The sequence below is a fragment of the Rossellomorea sp. NPDC071047 genome, from assembly GCF_050270195.1.
Lineage (GTDB): Bacteria > Bacillota > Bacilli > Bacillales > Bacillaceae_B > Rossellomorea.
Genome location: NZ_JBNNJT010000003.1, coordinates 463,640 through 484,883, shown reverse-complemented (window position 1 = coordinate 484,883; position 21,244 = coordinate 463,640). Strand labels below are relative to the sequence as shown.

The following is a 21,244-nucleotide window of genomic DNA, read 5'->3' as shown; positions in this document are numbered from 1 at the left end:
GGTCTTCAATCCATTGGGGTTGAGGGCTTTTTTAATGTATATAAAAGGGCATTCTAAAAGGATGAAAAAAGCAGACTATAACAACGGGATCTATTTACGTGCTTAATTTTGATTCATGATAGTGTAATTTCTGGATCAGGTGTTCTTTCATTTTTTCATCAAGACAGTCTTGGATCAGGGTGTAATAGTAAGTGGCGAGAAACTTATGGATCATCTTCATAACGATCTTCACTCCCCTTATACTTTTTTATTTTATTTTCCACTATTAAGGATCTCGAATATATAGGGATTGTTATTTATTTTTATTACAAAATTTGCAGGCGTCATGGAGGGAACTGATCCCATAGAATTAGATTGCGGGTTATGTCGATTGAAAATAGGAGGAATATCCTAGTGTTCTGGCAAATACCTAAATTGGATTGCCAAATAGAGAGGAGAACGAATTTGAAAAAAAGCTGAAACACGATCAAAAGAGTCCTGGACTGTATTTTAAATAGTCCGGGACTTTCTTTTGTGTGTTAAACAATCGTTTAACAGCCTTAAGTATTGCTATGAGAGGAATGGATTGAATTAATCAAACGCTTGTTTAATTTCAATAATAGAAGCAACAACTTCTTTAAGCAGGGGTTTTAGTATCGATGTAGAACCTAATAGTAGAACCTGACACTAACATATTGAATATTCAAAAAACATTGACCAGGCAAACTAGAAGTGATTAAATGATAAGTAGTAATTGGTTGGGTCACTGAACCATAATGAGATGACTTTAATAGGGAGGAATTTAAATGAAAGCTTTGATCACAGAGTTGATCTGGAGAGAAGGCATTGAGGAGCTTAAGAATCAAGGGTTTGAGGTCGACTACGATGAAACCCTTTGGACAGATAGAGAGAGGTTACTTGAGATCCTCCCGCAATACGATGCAGTGATTGTAAGAAACCAAACAATTGTTGATGTAGATTTAATTGAAGCAGGCACTCGCCTAAAGGCAATTGGGAGGCTGGGAGTCGGTTTAGATAATATTGATGTTAAATGGGCGAAAGAGAAGAGTATTCCGGTGGTGTTTGCCCGTCACGCCAACGCAACTTCTGTAGCGGAGTATGTACTCGCAGCGATTCTAAGCTCATCAAGACCCCTTCATTTGGCAAATGCGGATGTTCGAAACGGACAGTGGAACAGAAAGAAATACACAGGTGGGGAGCTTTATCAGAAAACACTTGGATTGATCGGACTTGGGGAAATTTCCCACCGTGTGGCAAAGCGCGCCAATGCATTTGGCATGAACATCATCGGATATGACCCGTTCATTACAGAGTATGATCATGTGGTGTCAGAAACGGGTGTACATGTAAAAGAAACCCTTCAGGACCTGTTGATGGAATCAGATTTCATCTCCCTCCATGTCCCTCTTACGCCATCAACGCAGCATCTCCTTTCAACAGCTGAATTAAATAGAATGAAGCCATCTTCTTATGTTATTAATACTTCAAGAGGTGGCATCATTGATGAACAAGCCCTGGCTTCAGCCTTGCAGAAAAAACAAATAGCAGGAGCTTACCTGGATGTACTAGAACGTGAACCGATACTGGGCTCACATCCTCTCCTTCTTTGTGAAAACGTCACCATCACTCCTCATATCGCAGGATTGACAGAAGAGTCCCAAGTCCGTACGTCCTTTTTAGTGGCAAAGGAAATTGGGAAAGTACTAAAAGGCGAGCGCTCTCTCTGTACCGTGTAAATTGTCGAAAATAAATTCTGAAAATTTAAACAATCTCATTGACTAATAGAGTGATAGGTGGTTTAATGAAGATATATTAAGTGGTTGGGTCACTCAACCAATAAAAGGAGGCACCATAATGAGTCACAATAGTCAGGCAGGTATGGTTACGGAAAGAAATGCTCAAGATTCAAAAGCCGTGAGCATTCATAAGTTTCTAATCCATCACAATGGTGATCACGTAGGAGTTGCCACGTCACCGATTGCAGCAGGGGAAAAGGTTGTGGGAATCTTCATGGATGACAATTCAGAAGTGGAAGTCACTTCAAAAGGGGATGTTCCATTAGGACATAAGATTTCATTGGTTTCTTTAAAGAAAGATAAGCCAGTGTTGAAATATGGTGTTCAAATCGGTATAACAACGGAAAAATGGGAAGTAGGAGACTACGTCCACACTCATAACATTAAAACGGCGAGGTGGTAAGGATGGAACAAACATTATATGGTTTTCGCAGAGAAAATGGAAAAGTTGGAATTCGTAATCACGTCATTATTTTACCGGTGGATGATATTTCAAATGCTGCTTGTGAAGCAGTAGCAAGACAAGTTCAAGGTACAATGGCTTTGCCTCATGCGTACGGAAGACTTCAGTATGGACCCGATCTTGATCTGCACTTCAGGACAATGATTGGAACAGGTTCCAACCCTAACGTGGCGGCTGTGGTCGTAATTGGAATTGAAGAGAACTGGTCGAAGAAAATTGCTGATGGAATTGCTGAGACTGGAAAGCCTGTTTCGTACTTCTCCATTGAAGGAAACGGGGATTTAGAAACGATCCGTGCTGCTTCATGGAAAGCGAAGGAGTATGTTCAGTGGGCTTCGGAGCTTCAGAAAGAGCCGGTTGAACTAAAGGATTTAACCGTCAGTATCAAATGCGGTGAGTCTGATACCACGACAGGTCTTGGATCCTGTCCTACGGTAGCCCAGGCGGTTGACCGTTTGGTTGAAGCCGGCGCTACTGTTTTCTTCGGCGAGACATCGGAATTGACAGGCGGGGAACATCTCATCCGCGACCGGATGGCGACTCCTGAGTTACACGAAAAATTCATGGCGGTTTATAATGACTATGTAGGTGAAATTGATTCAAAGGGAGTCGATTTATTGGGATCCCAGCCTACTCAAGGTAATATTGCCGGTGGCCTTTCTACCATTGAAGAGAAAGCACTAGGAAACATTGCGAAGACCGGTACGAAAGAGGTCATCGGCGTGTTGGATCCTGCAGAAGCACCGGCTAATGGCAACGGGCTATACTTCATGGATACGTCCTCTGCAGCGGCAGAATGTATCACTCTGATGGCAGCTGGTGGAGCGGTTCTGCACCTTTTCCCGACAGGCCAGGGAAATATCATCGGAAACCCGATAGAGCCGGTTGTGAAAATTACGGCGAACCCTATTACTGCGGGTACGATGAGCGAACATATCGATGTGGATGTGCAAGGACTTCTTTCACGGCAGATTTCCTTGGAGCAAGCGGGAGATCAGTTAATGGAAATGATCTGCCGTACGGTGAATGGACGACTCACTTGTGCAGAAGCATTAGGTCATAAAGAATTTGTCATGACGAAATTATATCGCAGTGCCTGATACCTTACTCCCTGCACATTTCATGTGTGGGGAGTCCATGTTTATGGAGAAAACATTATGAATGAGAAGGAGCAGAAAATGACTACGTATGCTGAATCTGATTTACGACAATTTTGCAAAACACTGTTGGAGGAAATGGGGATGATGGAGGATCATGCTGCAGTCGTCTCTGAATCCCTTTTAAGGGCTAATTTAGAAGGGGTGGATAGTCACGGTATCAGCAGGCTTCCCATCTATGCTAAACGCTTCAGCGATCAAAGGATCAACTTGAATCCATCCATCCAGATGGAGCAAAGGAGTCCTTCTGTTCTCGTAGTGAACGGTGATAATGGGCTTGGTCATGTCATCAGCTATAAGGCGATAAATAAAGGAATCGAGATGGCAAAACAGAGCGGTGTAACAGCCATCGCGATTAAAAATAGTAATCACTTCGGGACGGCTTCATATTTTTGTCAACTGGCTTGTGAACAGAATCTTGCTTGTATCGGTTTCACAAATTCACCCCCGGGTATAGCTCCGTGGGGAGGGAAGGAAGCTTTCTTCGGCACGAACCCCATGGCGTTCGGTTTTCCTACGGGGGATGATCAACCTGTCATTATCGATTTATCGACAAGCATTGTGGCAAGAGGGAAAATCATTTTAGCGGAGAAACAGGGACAGACGATTCCAGAAGGATGGGCGATCGATGATAAAGGGGAACCGACCAATGATCCCAAAGCGGCTTTGAACGGTTCTGTCCTGCCTTTAGGGGGAGCAAAGGGGTCTGCCCTGGCTCTGGCTGTCGAAATCCTGACGGGCCTCTTAACGGGGGCGGCATTCGGACCGCATGTGAAAAGTATTTATGAGGATGAGGAAAAGGGAAATGCAAATGTGGGTCACTTTTTCATTCTCATGGATATAGAGAAATTCATGAACCTGAATATATTCTTTGAGTCTATTAAAAGCTTATTAGAAGAAATGAAAGCTGTCCCGAAAGCACCTGGGAACGATGAAATCCGCTATCCGGGGGAAAGAAGGAAAAGGGAGCGGGATAAACGCCAGGTGGAAGGTGTACAATTATCCCAAAGTGTATTGGATGAGTTGCAATTATTAGGCAGCCAATTTGGAGTTGAATTCCCTTCCCCGTTGTCTTCTCAACAACCTATCAATAACTAACACAAAAGAGCCAGCTTCCAGGGTGAGGAGGCTGGCTCTTTAAATGTAAGGTTATAGGGAATCTATATTTTCTTTGATGGAATGTTCCACGCTCTCTATATGTTCTTTCATATATTTCTGGGCCAGATTAATATTGTTTTGTTTCATAGCTTCCAGTATCTTGGCATGCTCTTGGACAGACTGTATGGCTCTGCCGGGAATTTGGATTGACTTGGTACGTGATTCTGATAATAGATCAATAAGGAAATTCATGATCCGGATGAGAACAATGTTATTTGAATTATTAGCTAATGTTAAATGGAATTTATGGTCAAGCTCTGCCAGTCTTTCATAGTTCACTTCGCCAGTGCTCAGGATCTCATTGGCTTCTTCCAGGATGTGTTCCAGTTCACGGAATTGCTCTTCATTGGAGTTTTCGATGGACCATTTTACCGTCCATTCTTCGAGAATCTTACGCACAGAGAAAAAATCATTAATCTGATCAGAAGATACAAAGAAGGCTTCTGTCATTTTTTGAATCTGATGTTCAGGTGTTGCGACGAATACACCTGTTCCGTGTTTTGCTGTTATATAACCGTAAGCTTCCAGAATTTTATATGCTTCTCTCACCGTATTCCGGCTGACGGAAAGCTCGATTCCCATTTCCCGTTCTCCGGGAATTTTGTCTCCAACTTTAAATTCCCCAGCTTGTATTTTCTTCTTTATGTTATCTGCCACTTGTTCAGATATGCCTTTTCGATTTAATTGCATACAATCGCCCCTATCCATCTGTGAAATGGTAGCTATCATCAGGTTGACTCAACCTTCTTAGATTTATTGTTCTTCTGATTCTATATGAATAGATACATGTCATGACAGGTATTATTCTGTATATTCAGTGTACCATGTCGAGTGGCTCAACCTCTAGTGAAATATTTGGTTGTTTACAACCTAGTAAGGAGAATACCTAATAGAATCAAAGCAAAAGATCCTGCGACACCAGTTACGAGCACCTTAGAACTTAGTTTCTTGAATTCCGCGAAGTTGACACTAAGACCCAAACCGGCCATGGCCATGGATAATAGTAAAATACTTAATGCAATGAGCATTTGTGTAAGTGCGTCAGGGAGGATTCCCACAGTGTTGATTAAGCACATGAACAGGAATCCGAAAATGAACCAGGGAACGGGTAAGTCCTTGAATGTCCGCTTTTGTGCAGAGGCACTCCCACTATTTTTGGAAAACATGGATCCCAATATAATGGCAACAGGTATAAGTAGGGCAACTCTCCCCAGCTTAACAAGGATGGCTGTATCGCTGCTGACGTCTCCTCCAGGGGCAGCGGCGGCGATCACGTGGGCAAGCTCGTGCAGGGTTGAACCTGTCAACACCCCGTATTCATACGGAGTGAAACCGAGTACAGGGTAAAGAAACGTATAGAATATTGTAACAATCGTTCCCATAATGGCAATGAAGGCCACTGAAATAGCAGTCAGTTCCTTTTTTGCCCCTATAAGCGGCGCAACGGCGACTATGGCTGCAGCTCCGCAAACGGCCGTTCCGACTGCAATCAAAGTAGAGAGGTGACGATCAATGGACAGTAGCTTTCCGAGATACATCATGAAGACCAATGTGAACACGATGACCGCCATATCAATGACCACGATCGAAAAGCCTGCAGAAAGGATTTGTTCAAAGTTTAATCTCAAACCCATTAGAATGATCCCGGCCCTCAGTAGAATTTTGCTGCTGAAGGTGATCCCTGGTGCTGCATCTGCAGGGACTTCCATCAATCCTTTCCAGCTCATCCCCAGAAGAATGGATATAATCATCACACCCATGACTGAGAAGATGGGATAATTGGCTATAATCCCCGCAAGTAAAGCAAGCACTAATGTTAAGATAACTCCTTTCATCCAACCCTTTTTCAAACGTAATGATTTACGCATCTTTCTGGATTCCAAGGAAACAGACGGTTCTTTTGTCTTTGCAGCTCCAGTCGGACTCATTACAATACCCCCTTTTAATCTAAAAAACACGAATGGTACAGTGACCCAACCAATATATTTTAATTAAACCACTTTTAACTTGTTCATTCAACGATTATTTTTTTGTAAATCATGAAAAAGTATTGATTTTTTAGAAAATTGAAAATAAAATAAGTGGTAGTGGTTGGGTGACTGTACCTGAACGTAGACGATGCTACTGTGTTCCAGTTCTTTAATACGGGAAGGACTTCGCATGGAGAGTCAAGAATACATAGCATGGAATTCCTTTAGTAGGTTAATCTTTGTCACCCCTTGGAGTTGAAGGAGTCATGATGATGGAAATGTCATGACTTTTACTGGAATTTTTCATCTAGAATGTAATCAATTCATCTACAGAAAAAATTGTAAGGGCTTACATTTTTGTTAGTAGGAGGGTATTACATGAAAAAGTACATGGCATTTCTAACCATCATCATGATGATCCTGGTAAGTGGATGTTCAAACATGGCAAAAGGAAATGAACGACCTGCAGAATATGTGCTGAGGCTTGGTCATCTGCAGACGGAAACGCATCCTTATCACAAAGGGGCGTTAAAGTTTAAAGAGCTGGTAGAAGAAAGATCGGACGGAAAGATTCATATTGATATTTTTCCGAGCAGTCAGTTAGGGAACGGCCGTGATCAAATTGAAGGTGCCCAGATTGGATCCATTCATTTCCACATAGGTTCTGTCGCTCCTGTCACCAACTTTGCACCGAAGTTCAATCTTCTTAATCTCCCATACCTATTTGAAAGCAGGGAACATGCTTTCAAAGTGCTGGATGGTGAGATTGGAAACGAAATTGCCTCAGATTTGGAGAATAGAGGACTCATTAATCTAGGTTATATGGAAAACGGCTGGAGACATATGACAAATAACAAGAAGGCCATTAAAACGAGCGCTGATGCAGCGAATTTAAAGCTCCGTGTTCAAGAATCACCACCCTATATCTCATTCATCAAATCACTGGAATCAACTCCTGTCCCCATTCCGTTCGGGGAACTGTATACTGCTTTAGAGCAGCATGTGGTAGACGGACAAGAAAATCCACTGGCTCAGATCTACCTTAATAAATTCAATGAAGTCCAACAATACTTATCCTTAACCGCCCACAACTACGATGCCGCCGTATTCATCATGAGTAAAACAACCTTCGACACCCTACCGGAAAATCTACAAGAAGTAGTCGATGACGCTGCAAAGGAAGCCGTCCAGTATGAACGACAGGCAGCTCTTGAAGATGAAAAGAAACTACTCGAGGATTTAAAGAAGACAGACATTCAGATTGAGGAAAATCCTGACAGAGAGTCATTCAGAAAAGCAGTTGAGCCTGTATACAAGGAGTTTGAAGAATCTATTGGAAAAGAGTTATTTGAAAAGATAGAAAGTCTAAGGGAATAAAAGGGGGCTATATGTTGAAACAGTTCATCTCTCATTTGAGTAATAAGGTAGATCGGATCAGTCGATGGGTTATGATAGGGTTCTTTATGGTTGCATTCGTTATCACGGTATATCAGGTTTTTTCCCGTTTTGTTCTTCAAAGCACAATCTTAAATGAAGCTTTGCCCATGGTTGACTTTTCAGTATTTAACTTGACATGGGCGGAAGAACTCATTCGTTATTTATTTGTGTGGATTGTATTTTTAGGTATAGGTATTGTATACAAAGCAAAAGGTCATGCCCAAGTGGAAATCCTGCATCATTATTTATCTGAAAAGCCCAAGAAGTATCTTCATTATTTTATGGAAGCGATAAACTCAGCTCTGTTTCTTTTCCTCATATTTTTTGGCGCCAGAATCCTGCAATATACGAATCTGCAAATCTCTCCGGCAATGGGGATCAACATGACACTCATCTACGTTACAGTACTGTTCAGCTCAATTATCTGCCTTATCCATTCTGTAAACAATATATATGATGTGAGACAGGGAAAAGTTGACGTCCAAGATGCGATGAAGGTAGAAGAAGTTCAGCAGCAAACAAATATAAGTTAATGAAAAGGGGGAGATAGTATGACCGTTGCCGTAGTAGCTCTTGGTATTTTGTTTCTCTTGATGCTGATAGGAGTCCCGATCGCCATTTCTCTCATCTGGGCTTCAGTAGCAGGATTTCTGGCAAGTATTTATTATGTACCACTGGAAGTCATTCCTCAGAGGTTGATTACATCGACGGATTCATTTCCACTACTGGCCATCCCGTTCTTTATGCTGACAGGAGAATTCATGATGTCGGGAAGCATGGGACGGAGGATTGCGGCTTTTGCCTTTGCAACGGTCGGCTGGATCCGTGCAGGCTTGGCACAGGTCTCCACGTTAACGAGTATGTTTTTTGCAGGTATTTCAGGTTCAGGTGCTGCTGACACGGCAGCAGTAGGGAAAATGATGATCCCCATGATGGAGCAGAAAGGATATGACAAAGGCTTCGCTGCTGCTACGGTAGCAAGTGCAGGTACGATCGCAGTGGTCATTCCCCCTTCCATTCCCATGATCGTGTATGGAGTGACCGCCGGGGTATCAATCGGGGATCTATTTACGGCAGGGATTGTCCCGGGAATCATTATCGGTCTTTCCATCATGATGTTAAATTATTGGATTACAAGGAAGAATAACTACTCCGAAGAAGCAGGAAAGTTTGAATTCACTACGTTTAGGCGTACATTATTTGAAGGGGCACTTGCTCTCGTCCTGCCACTGATCATTATATTCGGAATCCGCGGAGGGATCTTCACTCCGACCGAAGCGGGTGCTGCAGCTGCAGCGTATGCGTTCATTATTAACAAGTTCGTTTACAAAGATATGGATTGGAAGGACATACCGGAATCATTCCTTAGGGCGGGTAAGATGACGGCGATGGTCGTATTCATCATCGCAGCAGCCAACTTATTCGGATGGCTCTTGACCGCAGAACAGATTCCGCAGCAACTGACCCAACTTGTGACAAGCATCTCAGATAATAAGTTACTCATCTTACTCATGTTCAATGTCATTTTCTTTATCGCAGGCTGCTTCTTGAACGCTTCTGCTGCGATTACGATCTTGACACCGCTGCTTCTGCCAATCGCCATGGGAGTGGGGATCGATCCTGTATTCTTCGGAGTCGTGATGGTTGTGAATCTTTCCATCGGGTTAATCACCCCTCCAGTGGGATTAGATCTCTTTATCGTAAAAGGGATCGCAGATGTCTCCTATGATAAATTAATCAGGGCCGTCACACCATTCATTGTCGTCATGGTATTTGACCTATTACTCATCACATACTTCCCGGCATTATCCATGTTCCTGACCCAGTTATAAGGAGGGACGGACCTCTATTATTAAAAGAGCCAGCCATTGTTCATCATGAACAGTGGCTGGCTCTTTTTTTGAAGGTTGAAATTTGATTGACTCGTAGGTTCTAGAAGTAAAATAGAGTGGGTATTATCCGTAAAATAGTGATTTGAAAACCGGGCAATCTCTACATATTTTTCCTTTAAATATAAAATATTTCCATTTATTGATTTCTGTGGTTTAATAGATTCTGTAGTTTAATTTTACATTGGTGGAGGTTCTACATGAAAAAGAGGATTCGTAGTTTAGTAGCTTTGGTTTTCGTTTTTTCGTTGATTTTCAGCCAGTTTTCCGTGACAGAAACCAAGGCGGAAGAGTCTGGTGTACCTAATGAGGAAGGAACGTTGACCATTGGGACGCCAGTCGATGGGGAATTCGATGTCTCTGAAAACGTTCATTGGTATAAGGTTGATCTTTCTGAAAGTGAAATGACAGATTATACCCATTTTCGAATGAAGCTTCAATCAGAACTGGAATTAAATGTGACGGTTTATTCCAGTCTGGAAAATGCGATCGATAATCGTGCCTTTGATCGATATATGGGATATTCTTTTCAGAATGAACCAGCGATCATTGATTTCCCGATTTCCTGGGTCGGTCCTTATTATCTTAAGATTGAGTCCTATGGAATGGAAGAAGAATATGTAGAGTTCGAAGAAGAGTTTGAAGATATGGTGATTCCCTACACGGTCAGCTATGATGGCATTACGTTACCTCCTTCTGATGAAGCCATTGCTGAGGAATGTCCAGCGGAGTTAAGTACGAAAGAAAGAGAAAATGGAAAAAATATTTTAAGAGATTTACGTACCGTTCGTGAAACGGTATTGGCGAAAACGGAAAAAGGTCAAGAGTTGTCGGCTCTTTATTATAAAGCGGCTCCTTTTATCAGCTCGAAAATGGTTTTCAGTAAAACACTGCGTGATAACGTCTACCATGATCTTGTTCAATTAAAGGACTTGTTTGCCGATGTTGCGGCTAATGGCAGTGCAAGTTCATATAAAATCACAAAAGAAGACCAAAAAGCCATCAATAACCTGTACAATAATGCAATTGAATCGACTCCTGGGTTCATCCAGGAGAAAATAGAGAACACAGGTAAGAACGTCGGGATTTCAAACCTGACAAATTCAACGGTTTCTACTATTCTGGCTAAAGCAGGTCTTTCTCCTATTAAGGCTGCGAGTGATGAAACTCGTTTAATCGTAAAATTAAAAGATAAAAAAGATGCAGCAAGTATCCAGGGGAAAACAAAATCAATGGGTGTTGAATCCATTACCCCGTTAAAGGCGAAGGATTCATTCTTCTCCAATCTATATGTTGTAGAAGTCGATGGGGACGGTTCCGATAAAGTATCTACCGCCTCATTACAAGCCACTTCAAAAGAGATTGCAAAGCTGCCTGAAGTCGAGTTTGTTGAGCCTGTCCAACAATACAAAGCATTGTCATCCGATGCTCAATATCCTTATCAATGGTCTCTGCAAAATAACGGAGACAATGGTGGGAACCCCGATGCCGATATTCAGTACGAACAGCTTCAGGAGCTTCTGAAAGAAAAAAATCTTGAAGATACGATCATTGCTGTAGTGGATACGGGTGTAGATCACACGTTGGCAGATCTGAGCGATCAAGTGCTAAAGAACGATGGCTATAATTTTGTCAGCCGAAGTTCAGATGCAATGGATGATCACGGTCATGGAACCCATGTCTCCGGAATCATCGCAGCAGAAGCGAATAATCAATATTCGATGGCAGGAATCAATCCCCACACGAAGATTCTTCCTGTTAAAGTACTTGATGCATCTGGAAGCGGTGATACAGAACAAATTGCTTACGGTATCAAATATGCAGTCGATCAAGGAGCCCAGGTCATTAACTTAAGTCTTGGCGGATCTTATAGCCGTGTCATTGAGTATGCTCTAAAATACGCTCATGACCATGGAGTGACCGTGGTAGCTGCAACAGGCAATGACGGAATGGAAGAAATTTCATATCCTGGTTCATCAAAATATGTGGTTTCTGTTGGAGCGACAAATAATATGGACCTTGTATCTGATTACTCAAACTTTGGAAACGGAATCGACCTGGTAGCACCGGGAACGGATATTCCGAGTCTGGTTCCAGATGGAAACGTGACATACATGAGTGGGACGTCTATGGCGACTCCTCACGTGGCGGCGGTTGCAGGATTACTTCTTTCCCATGATGCTGAGTTAACACCGGCTCAAGTGGAAAGAGTATTAACCAGAACAGCTTTAGACATTACGTTTGATGAAGAAGATAATCCAGGCTACGGCTACTATTACGAGGAAGAGTACCCATACCCGGCGGAGTTGGTCCTTCCGGGATACGATACAGTTTCCGGCTGGGGAAGGTTGGATGCCGTAAGTGCGGTTACGGGTATCGATCAAGCGAATATTGGCACAGAACGAATCTTTGGAACCGATCGTTATGAAACGGCAGTGAAGATTTCAAGCAAAGGCTGGAAGCAATCTGATGTAGCAATCATTGCCACAGGGGGTAATTACCCTGATGCATTAAGCGCCACACCTCTTGCTTATCACCACAACGCACCATTATTGTTAACCAATACGACAACCCTTCCTGAGTCAGTGAAGGACGAATTGAATCGCCTGAAAGTGAAGAAGGTGATCCTGGTTGGAGGGAAATCGGTTATTACAGCCAACGTCGAGAAAGAAGTCAAGGATTTAGGAATCAAGACGACTTCACGAATCAGCGGAGCCGATCGTTATGAAACATCAGTGAAGATCGCTGAACAGTTAGGTTTCACTGATCGAGCGGTCGTGGCAACCGGGCAAAGCTTCGCGGATGCTCTTTCCATTGCACCGATAGCGGCCTCCCTTGAAATGCCGATTCTATTAACAAAGAAAAGTGGAACACCGGATTCTGTTCGCAGCTATATGGAAGAGAGCATGTTTGAGCAGTTCTACGTAATTGGCGGAGAATCAGCTATCCCGGAAACGGTAGCTGAGGAGTTCATGAATTATGAGCGATTAAGCGGAAGTGATCGTTACGAAACGAATAGCAGCATCATCAACTATTTCGCTAGTGAATTGAACATGTCTACACCATTCATCGCAACAGGCAAGAACTATCCTGATGCCCTGGCTGGTTCTGCACTGGCAGCTGTAGAAGGAAATCCCGTGGTGCTGATCCATCCTAAAGAGGCCCAGTTTACAACGATGGATACCCTTGCTATGTTTGCTCCGGTTACTGATATGTATTACATTCTTGGTGGAGAAGGAGCTATCTCTGATTCGGTGGTTGAATCACTTTTGGCACAATAATGAATAATATTAAGCCTCCATTTGATGCCTTAGTGTATCGAATGGAGGCTTTTTAATAGGTATGAGTTAATAGAATATCTTACCTGGGTTCAATCTGGTTCTGGGATCCAGGAGTGTTTTGAGTGATTTCATCACTTCAACAGCCCCTCCATGTTCCCTTTCTTGATATTTCATCTTCCCGAGGCCGACACCATGTTCTCCCGTACAGGTACCGCCAACTTCTATAGCTTTCAATACCAGTTTCTCATTAATGGTTTCTGCCTGTTTCACTTCACCGCGATCATCAGGGTTATATACGATGATCGTATGGAAATTCCCATCTCCCACATGTCCGAAGACACCCCCGACAAGGCCGCTCTCCTCAATATGTTCACGGGCATAGACTATTAAATCTGCCAGTTTAGAAATTGGAACACATACGTCTGAACCCGCTACTGCCATTCCTTTGATATGACGATAGGCATAGGACAGCTCATGACGTGCCCGCCACAATTCAGCTCGTTCTTTTGACCCGCTTGCACGAGCCCAATTCCCACATCCCGATTCATCCATTAATTCTTCTACAACGGAAGCTTCTTCCTCTGCTGAAACCTGGGTACCTGAGAACTCGAAAAAGAGGGAATGGGCTTCTGGAAATTGATAGTCTCCATAGGCATTTACTTGCTGGATGCTGCTGGCATCAACAAGTTCCATTCTTATGATAGGGATGCCGCTCATTAATACTGCATGAGCGGCATCCGCACATGCTTTAGGTGAAGGAAAGGTGCAGCGGGCAGCGATGGTGTGTTCCGGGATGCCATGCAGTTTTAAGGTGATCTCTGAAATGATCCCCAATGTTCCCTCTGACCCTACAAATAGGCTGTTCAAATGGTAACCGCTAGAGGATTTTTTTGCTCCACTACCTGTTTTTATGATTCTGCCGTCTGATAAGATCACCTCCAGGTTTAACACCTGATCTCTCATCGAGCCATAACGGACGGCTGTTGTGCCACTAGCATTCGTTGCAGTCATCCCACCGATGCTCGCATCTGCACCGGGATCGATCGGGAAATATAGTCCATGACGATTTATTTCTTTATTGAGCTCCAAGCGGGTGATTCCGGGTTGCACCGTAACCGTTAAGTCTTCGGGGTTAAAGGAAGTTATTCTTTTCATTCGTTCAAAGTTCATTGAAATTCCACGCTTTACAGGTATAGACTGACCATCTAATCCTGAGCCTGCCCCATAGGGAGTTACCGGGATATCATATCGATTAGCTATCTGCAAGACAGCGGTAATATCGTCCCTCGTTTCGGGAAACACGACAACTTCCGGTTCAGAAGGAGGATGAAATGATTCATCTTTACTATGGCGGTATAGGTCACCTGCACTTGTGCTTATTTTTTCTTTCGTAAGAATAGCGGTTAATCCTGTCATCCAATCTATGGTCAATCTAAGTCACCTTCCTAATATTTAAAATATTCTAAAATTTATATTTACAAATAGACTAGCATAAATTATCATACTTGTATACGGTATACCTCCTCATTAAGTATGCGGTATACCACCAAATAACCTAGTCATCATGAATAGAAAATAAAAATTAAAAGATAGGAGGGAGTGACTTGCAGAGAATCATTAAGAAGGAAACGTTAGCTGAGCAAGCCTTCAATTTAATCAAAAAAGACATTATTTCTGGTAAGTTGGCACCCGATGAAGAATTACCAGAGAAAAAGCTTGCTGAGGAATTAGGAATCAGTCGAACCCCGATTCGTGAAGCGTTGAAGAGACTTGCAGCTGAAGGACTCATTATGATTTCAGATGCTAAGATGGCAACGGTCGCTTCATTTACCGAAGAAGACGCCTTGCAGTTCCTTGAAATTCGCGAATTATTAGAAGTATATAATCTTGAGATCATTGCAGATACATTTCAAGATCGATTACTGGAAGAATTAAAGGAAAACTTGGAATCTCAATGGCAGGCGATTAAAGAAGATTGTTATGAGGAGTTCATTGAGCTTGATCGTGAATTTCACCTACTGTTAGCAAAAGAAAATCCAAACCCGAAGCTTAGAGATATGATACATACTTCTAATACCGGAGTGAACCGTGCATTTCTTGTTCTTTCAAACACTCTCCGGTTAAGTGCCAAAGAGGCTTATGAAGAACATAATCGCATCTTCACAGCACTTCAATCAAAACATGTCGAAACAGCCAAAAAAGAGATGTCGGCACATATGAAAAACATTGAACGCAGAATTCAAGGATATTATCAAGAGGAGGAAGCAAATTGAAAAAATTCATTCCATTATTATTGATTGCCATTCTGTTTATATCAGCATGCGGACGTCCCAGTGGTTCTTCCAGTGAAGGTAATGAAGACACGTACACAATTCGGATTGCTCACTTAGTACCAGAGGAACAATCTTCACATGTTGCAGCGGAAACATTTAAAGAAAAACTGGAAAAAGAATCGGACGGTCGAATTAAAGTAGAGCTTTACCCTAATGGTCAGCTTTATGGATCAGATCGCGAAGCAATTGAAGCAGTTCAATTAGGGAACATAGAAATGACGATTCCCGCCGTTGCCCCCCTTGCCTCATTTAATGAAAAGTTCTTAGTGTTCGATTTACCTTTCCTCTTCAACAGTAATGAAGCAGCCTATAGAGCCCTTGATGGTGAACTTGGTCAAGAACTGATGGCCGATTTAGAAAAAAATGACCTTAAAGGCTTGGTGTTTGGGGAAAATGGTTTCCGACACATGTCAAACAATAATGGGCCGATTGAGAATCCCGACCAACTGAAAGGATTGAAGTTCAGGACTCTGGAAAATCCTCTTCACACAGATACGTTTAAAGCATTCGGAGCTAACGCATCACCGTTCGCATTTGGTGAATTATATACTGCACTGCAACAGGGGACATATGATGCCATGGAATGCCCGGTTTCACTTTATTACACGAATAAGTTTTATGAAGTTCAGGACTATCTATCTCTGACGGGACATGTTTATGCGGCAACTGCTTTGTTAATGAATAATGATTTCTACAATGAATTACCTGAAGATTTGCAAAAATTAATAACAGAAGCATCTGAAGAATACCGCGATGAACAACGTGGGTTAGCTCAGAAACAAGATGTGGAATTCTTAAATAAGCTGAAGGAAAACGGTATGCAGGTGAATGACTTAACGGATGAACAAAGAGATGCTTTCCGTGAAGCGGCATCGTCTGTTTATGACCAATATGTACCGAAAATCGGTGAGGATTTAGTCGACAAAGCGTTAGAGGCAAACAACCAATAACGAAAATAAGAATCAAGGTTTACCTCCTTGATTCTTCGTTTTTTGAAAGGAGCAGCACACATGAAAAAGAAATTTGAGTACATCGAAGAAATGATTCTAGTCCTCACTTTAGCCATTATGGTCGCCCTTATTTTTGCTCAAGTAGTCGGACGGTACGTATTTTCTTCAGCTCCAAGCTGGACTGAAGAAATGGCTCGATATATTCATATTCTCCAAGTATGGATAGGTGCCAGCTATGCAGTGAAAAAAAGACAGCATATCCGAATCGAGGCATTTATTGATTTATTTAGAGGAACATCAAGAAAAATACTTGAAACATTCGCGTTGATCATTTGGTTTGGACTAGCCGTATTCCTTGCTTTCTTTGGAACGCAACTCGTACTTGCCAGTTTTCAAAATGGACAAATTACCCCGGCCATGCAAATCCCGATGTGGCTGCCCTTCCTGGCGATTCCTATAGGCGGGGCAGGAATGGCTCTGCGTCTTATTCAACAATTCATCATGATTTGGCGCACGAATGATGACGTACCTTCTGAGGAGGTACAAGTATGACCATTGCTTTACTCTTTGGGTCCCTTGCTCTTTGTTTACTCATTGGTGTTCCGATTGCCATCTCACTTGGGGTTTCGGCTCTTGTAGCCATTTACTTCGGGTCTACATTACCCCTTGCCATCATTACTCAGAAAGCATTTACGTCCCTGGATTCCTTTCCTTTATTGGCGATTCCGTTCTTTATGCTTGCAGGCATTCTAATGGGAAAAGGAGGAGTTTCACAACGGCTTTTAAACCTTGCTACTGCCATGGTTGGGTGGATGGTTGGAGGGCTCTCCATGGTCACCATCGTAGCCTGTATGTTCTTCGCAGCCATTTCAGGATCTGGACCAGCTACTGTTGCTGCCATAGGGGGATTCATGATTCCAGCTATGAGAGCACGTAATTACGGAGGGGGATTTGCCTCAGCCGTGGCAGCTGCTGCAGGATCAATAGGGGTCATCATCCCTCCAAGTATTCCTTTTGTATTGTACGGTGTCATCGGCGGAGTATCTGTTGGAAGTATGTTCTTAGCTGGAATCCTTCCTGGATTTCTTATAGGTATTGGACTAATGTTTACTGCGTATGTGATTGCAAAGAAAAGGGGATATGCTTCTGAAGAACATATATCCTTCCAATTTAAAGATGTTGTGAAAGCAACCAATGATGCGAAATGGGCACTGCTCATTCCTGTCATCATCTTAGGGGGGATATATGGAGGGGTATTCTCTCCGACTGAAGCTGCCGTGGTAGCTGTCGTGTACTCATTAATCGTTGGTTTATTTGTCTATAAAGAATTAACGTGGAAGTCAGTGTTCGAGAGTTTCCGTGAGGCAGTCGTGATTAATGCTACCACTATGATCATTATTGGTTTATCAGTTTCCTTTGCATACTTTATGACATTAGAACAAATTCCAAATGATATTTCTGTATTCTTAACGGATCTTTCGACGAACCCACTCATCATACTCATTGCAATCAATATCCTTCTCTTAATTGTCGGCATGTTCATTGATACGATTTCTGCTTTAGTAGTCCTTACGCCAATACTATTGCCCATCGTTACAGCAGTAGGAGTCGATCCTGTACACTTTGGAGTCATCTTGGTAGCGAATCTAGCAATTGGGTTTATCACGCCGCCACTAGGTGTGAATTTGTTTGTAGCTTCAAGTGTAGGAGGGGTGCGATTTGAAAAAATTGCTTGGGCGATAGTGCCATTTCTTGTTTCCATGTTCATTTGTTTACTCGTTATTACATTTTTCCCGCCGTTATCTCTCTGGTTACCAGGATTTACGGAGTAGTGTGGAAAAGAGAAAGGTGTAGAAGCATATGTCAATCACTATAAACGCGCGAGCTGAAAGGTTGGTTATACCAGGAATTCGCCAGTTTTCTAATCAGTTGGTATTTTACCCTGACGCTATCAACCTTACTGTTGGACAACCTGATTTTCCTACGCCAGAAGCGGTAAAAAATGCAGGAATCAGGGCCATTCTTTCGGATCAAACCGGTTATTCCCATAATGCCGGCTTACTTGAATTGCGAACAGCCATCAGGGACTTCTTCGCGGATCAGTATGGGTTGGACTATGATCCGGAAACGGAAGTGGTTGTAACTAACGGGGCAAGTGAAGCGATCGATTCCGTTTTCAGAACGATACTGGAGGAAGGGGACGAGGTTATCTTACCTGCACCTCTCTACTCTGGTTACGAACCCATTATCACCATGTGTGGAGCAAAAGCCGTTTATTTAGATACATCAGTTACTCAATTCAGGCCATCTCCAGCAAGATTGGAAAAATTAATCACGGATAAGACGAAAGCCATCTTGTTTAATTATCCATCCAATCCGACCGGGGTCACATTGGGTAAGGAAGAAATGGATGAACTGGTAAAAGTGATTGAGAAGCATGATCTTTTCATAATTTCGGATGAAATCTATAGCGAGAATGCTTTTGAAGGAGAGCATCACTCCTTCGCATCTTATACAAACTTGAAAGATCGATTATTTCTTATCCATGGGTTGTCGAAATCTCATTCGATGACAGGCTGGCGGATTGGATTTGTGCTGGGACCAAAAACTGTTATGGAGCATGTTGTGAAGGTTCATATCTACAATGTCGTTTGTGCATCGGTGCCAGGCCAATTTGCTGCCATCGAAGCATTATCGAATAATCGCCATGTCCCAGCTGAAATGAATTTAGCCTATAAAAAGCGACGGGATTTTGTCTACAAACGTTTGGTGGAAATGGGATTAGATGTGATACTTCCCAAGGGTGCCTTCTATATTTTCCCCTCCATTAAACAGTACAATCTTTCTTCCCTGGAATTTGCTACTCGCCTATTGACGGAAGGCGGGGTAGCCGTCGTACCAGGCAGCACCTTCACGCAATATGGAGAAGGGTACATTCGCATTTCTTTCGCCTACAGCATGGATGTATTGGAAAAAGGACTGATTCGTTTAGAGCACTGGCTGAATCAGCAGCATATAAAGGAGGTTATATCATGAGACAGTGGGGGACGCCTGAATCTTTACGGGCATTGTTGTGTGAACTGGTGAGCTGGGACAGTCGAACGTTAACAGAGGGAGAGTTGGATTTCCCCGTAAGGTTATTTGAAAAAATGAAAAACATCCCTTATTTCCATGCTAATCCTGAGTTGCTTAAGCTGGGAGCCGCCGATTTTGGCCGTCAGTTTTTAACTGCATTATACAAGCATGAAAAAGCGGATAAAACGATTGTGTTAATCAGTCACTTCGATACCGTTAGTACAGAAGAATATGGAGAGCTGGAAGCACTCGCTTTCAACCCGGAGAGTTTAACCAGCGAACTGAAACAGTATATTGATGAACTGCATCCCGAAGCCCAAAATGATTTACGTTCCGGGGACTACCTTTGGGGACGTGGAATCATGGATATGAAAGCGGGATTGGCCATTCATATGGCGATCATTGAAAAGGCAGCCGATGAAGAGTGGCCGATCAATCTTGTCTTATTAACAGTACCGGATGAAGAGGTCAATTCATCCGGTATGCGCTCAGCGGTCGCTGTATTAAATGAATTGAAAGAAGAATATGACCTTGACTATACCCTGTTTCTAAATGGTGAACCGGTATTTTCCCAGAAACCTACTGATACGGCATATCACGTGTATTCAGGCTCAATCGGTAAAATTATGCCATCCGCACTTTTTTATGGAAGAGAGACTCATGTTGGTGAACCTTTAAGTGGGATGACTTCATCTTTTATTGCATCATTTCTAACTCGGAAAATGGAATGGAATCCTCTATTCAGAGAAACAGAGTACGGAGAGAATGCTCCTCTTCCCATTACACTTCAGCAAGAAGATTTAAGGCTTAATTATTCTGCACAAACTCCATATGGAACTGTCGCTCTATATAATGTCTTTACAATGAAACGAACAGCCGCAGATATCATGAACTTATTTGAGCAGGTTGCAATGGCGGCAGCGGAGGAATGCAATGAATGGTATCGTCAATTATGCGAACGGGAGGGGATTCCATCTGTAGGAAAGGTTTCAGTCCTTCGTTATTCCGAGCTGGTTGAATATGCAGAAAAGAAGTTGGGGGAAGAATATATCGAGGCACTGAAACATGATATAGGGATAAACCAAGGGGACGATCGTGAGAAATCCTTTCGAATCGCCGATACTCTGCTCATCAATTGTCAGGAGCTCACACCTGCCATTGTACTGATGTTTACGCCACCTTATTATCCTGCCGTCAATACATCCGAGCACCCTTTGGTATTAAAATGTATAGACAAAGTATCCCAAACAGCTAAGGAGCAATTTAATCTGCCTGTCGAACAAGCACATTATTTTAATGGAATATCGGACCTCAGCTATGTGAACTATCAGGACAATAATAAAGGCTGGGCTGTATTTGAAGAGAATACCCCAGTTTGGAACACCACTTATAGCATTCCCTTTAAAGAGATGAATAAGTTAGAGGGACCTGTTCTCAACGTAGGTCCATTTGGAAAAGACGCCCACAAACGTACAGAGCGTTTGCATGTGGAAAGCGCGTTTGTAAAGACTCCTATTTTTGTGGAGGAAGTGATCAAGGAAGTTATGCGGTTTAAAGAGCACAAAGAGAGTAATATGGGAATGTGTAAAGCTCATGGCTGATGCTGTAATCCAAAATTCACTTATTGTGAATTTTGGATTTTTGTTTTTGGAGGTGTGTTGAGAGTTAATGACAAAACAATGGGAAATGAACGATTATAGCCCTCAAGTATTTAATAATTTTTGCAATGGGTTTC

18 protein-coding genes are annotated in these 21,244 nt (G+C 42.6%); 14 read left to right on the top strand and 4 right to left on the bottom strand.

What is annotated here, in order from left to right; genetic code table 11:
• Positions 1-94 precede the first annotated feature (94 nt).
• Positions 95-220 carry a hypothetical protein gene (locus ACQKFO_RS14270; protein ID WP_427599485.1) on the bottom strand — a complete coding sequence of 42 codons (126 nt, stop codon included), beginning with the start codon at positions 218-220 and terminating at the stop codon, positions 95-97.
• A gap of 565 nt (positions 221-785) precedes the next feature.
• Between ACQKFO_RS14270 and ACQKFO_RS14265 the strand changes: the two genes are divergently transcribed.
• From ACQKFO_RS14265 to ACQKFO_RS14250, 4 genes are all read left to right on the top strand, one after another.
• Positions 786-1,736 carry a hydroxyacid dehydrogenase gene (locus ACQKFO_RS14265; protein ID WP_427599483.1) on the top strand — a complete coding sequence of 317 codons (951 nt, stop codon included), beginning with the start codon at positions 786-788 and terminating at the stop codon, positions 1,734-1,736.
• Positions 1,737-1,854: 118 nt separating this feature from the next.
• Complete coding sequence (locus ACQKFO_RS14260) at positions 1,855-2,199, top strand: UxaA family hydrolase (protein ID WP_427599482.1); 345 nt, start codon at positions 1,855-1,857, stop codon at positions 2,197-2,199.
• Positions 2,200-2,201: 2 nt separating this feature from the next.
• Positions 2,202-3,359, top strand: coding sequence for a UxaA family hydrolase (locus tag ACQKFO_RS14255; RefSeq protein WP_427599481.1), 1,158 nt, complete (start codon positions 2,202-2,204; stop codon positions 3,357-3,359).
• Between the two features lie 57 nt (positions 3,360-3,416).
• Positions 3,417-4,514, top strand: a complete 1,098-nt coding sequence (locus tag ACQKFO_RS14250) for an Ldh family oxidoreductase (protein ID WP_427599479.1) — start codon at positions 3,417-3,419, stop codon at positions 4,512-4,514.
• A 51-nt stretch (positions 4,515-4,565) separates the two neighbouring features.
• On the opposite strand, the gene ACQKFO_RS14245 is transcribed toward ACQKFO_RS14250, so the two are convergent.
• Together ACQKFO_RS14245 and ACQKFO_RS14240 are read right to left on the bottom strand one after the other, a co-directional pair.
• On the bottom strand, positions 4,566-5,264 hold the full coding sequence (locus ACQKFO_RS14245; RefSeq protein WP_427599478.1) for a FadR/GntR family transcriptional regulator: 699 nt from the start codon (positions 5,262-5,264) through the stop codon (positions 4,566-4,568).
• 173 nt (positions 5,265-5,437) lie between these two features.
• Positions 5,438-6,502: a YeiH family protein gene (locus ACQKFO_RS14240; protein WP_427599476.1), complete on the bottom strand. Its 1,065-nt coding sequence runs from the start codon at positions 6,500-6,502 to the stop codon at positions 5,438-5,440.
• A 420-nt stretch (positions 6,503-6,922) separates the two neighbouring features.
• On the opposite strand from ACQKFO_RS14240, the gene ACQKFO_RS14235 reads away from it, so the two are divergent.
• The 4 genes from ACQKFO_RS14235 to ACQKFO_RS14220 all read left to right on the top strand — a co-directional run bounded on the left by ACQKFO_RS14235 (position 6,923) and on the right by ACQKFO_RS14220 (position 13,151).
• Positions 6,923-7,921, top strand: coding sequence for a DctP family TRAP transporter solute-binding subunit (locus ACQKFO_RS14235; RefSeq protein WP_427599474.1), 999 nt, complete (start codon positions 6,923-6,925; stop codon positions 7,919-7,921).
• A gap of 14 nt (positions 7,922-7,935) precedes the next feature.
• Positions 7,936-8,514, top strand: coding sequence for a TRAP transporter small permease (locus ACQKFO_RS14230; protein ID WP_427599473.1), 579 nt, complete (start codon positions 7,936-7,938; stop codon positions 8,512-8,514).
• Between the two features lie 18 nt (positions 8,515-8,532).
• Positions 8,533-9,813 (top strand): TRAP transporter large permease, encoded by a 1,281-nt coding sequence (locus ACQKFO_RS14225; protein ID WP_427599472.1) that lies wholly within the window; start codon positions 8,533-8,535, stop codon positions 9,811-9,813.
• A gap of 257 nt (positions 9,814-10,070) precedes the next feature.
• Positions 10,071-13,151 (top strand): cell wall-binding repeat-containing protein, encoded by a 3,081-nt coding sequence (locus ACQKFO_RS14220; RefSeq protein ID WP_427599470.1) that lies wholly within the window; start codon positions 10,071-10,073, stop codon positions 13,149-13,151.
• A 66-nt stretch (positions 13,152-13,217) separates the two neighbouring features.
• On the opposite strand, the gene ACQKFO_RS14215 is transcribed toward ACQKFO_RS14220, so the two are convergent.
• A complete protein-coding gene (locus ACQKFO_RS14215) occupies positions 13,218-14,582 on the bottom strand; it encodes an FAD-binding oxidoreductase (RefSeq protein WP_427599468.1) in 1,365 nt (454 codons plus the stop codon).
• A 173-nt stretch (positions 14,583-14,755) separates the two neighbouring features.
• Between ACQKFO_RS14215 and ACQKFO_RS14210 the strand changes: the two genes are divergently transcribed.
• Genes ACQKFO_RS14210 through ACQKFO_RS14185 form a run of 6 tightly spaced genes read left to right on the top strand, consistent with a single transcriptional unit; the run spans position 14,756 to position 21,110 of the window.
• Positions 14,756-15,424, top strand: a complete 669-nt coding sequence (locus tag ACQKFO_RS14210) for a GntR family transcriptional regulator (protein WP_427599466.1) — start codon at positions 14,756-14,758, stop codon at positions 15,422-15,424.
• Positions 15,421-16,434 carry a DctP family TRAP transporter solute-binding subunit gene (locus tag ACQKFO_RS14205; protein WP_427599464.1) on the top strand — a complete coding sequence of 338 codons (1,014 nt, stop codon included), beginning with the start codon at positions 15,421-15,423 and terminating at the stop codon, positions 16,432-16,434. The genes ACQKFO_RS14210 and ACQKFO_RS14205 overlap by 4 nt, the downstream gene beginning before the upstream one ends.
• Positions 16,435-16,494: 60 nt before the next feature.
• Positions 16,495-16,986, top strand: coding sequence for a TRAP transporter small permease (locus tag ACQKFO_RS14200; protein WP_427599463.1), 492 nt, complete (start codon positions 16,495-16,497; stop codon positions 16,984-16,986).
• Positions 16,983-18,266, top strand: a complete 1,284-nt coding sequence (locus tag ACQKFO_RS14195) for a TRAP transporter large permease (RefSeq protein WP_427599461.1) — start codon at positions 16,983-16,985, stop codon at positions 18,264-18,266. Before ACQKFO_RS14200 ends, ACQKFO_RS14195 begins: the two co-directional genes overlap by 4 nt.
• A gap of 28 nt (positions 18,267-18,294) precedes the next feature.
• A complete protein-coding gene (locus ACQKFO_RS14190) occupies positions 18,295-19,470 on the top strand; it encodes an aminotransferase class I/II-fold pyridoxal phosphate-dependent enzyme (RefSeq protein WP_427599459.1) in 1,176 nt (391 codons plus the stop codon).
• The gene (locus ACQKFO_RS14185) at positions 19,467-21,110 is read left to right on the top strand and encodes a M20/M25/M40 family metallo-hydrolase (protein ID WP_427599458.1); all 1,644 of its coding nucleotides are present in this window, start codon (positions 19,467-19,469) and stop codon (positions 21,108-21,110) included. Before ACQKFO_RS14190 ends, ACQKFO_RS14185 begins: the two co-directional genes overlap by 4 nt.
• The last annotated feature ends 134 nt before the right edge of the window (positions 21,111-21,244 follow it).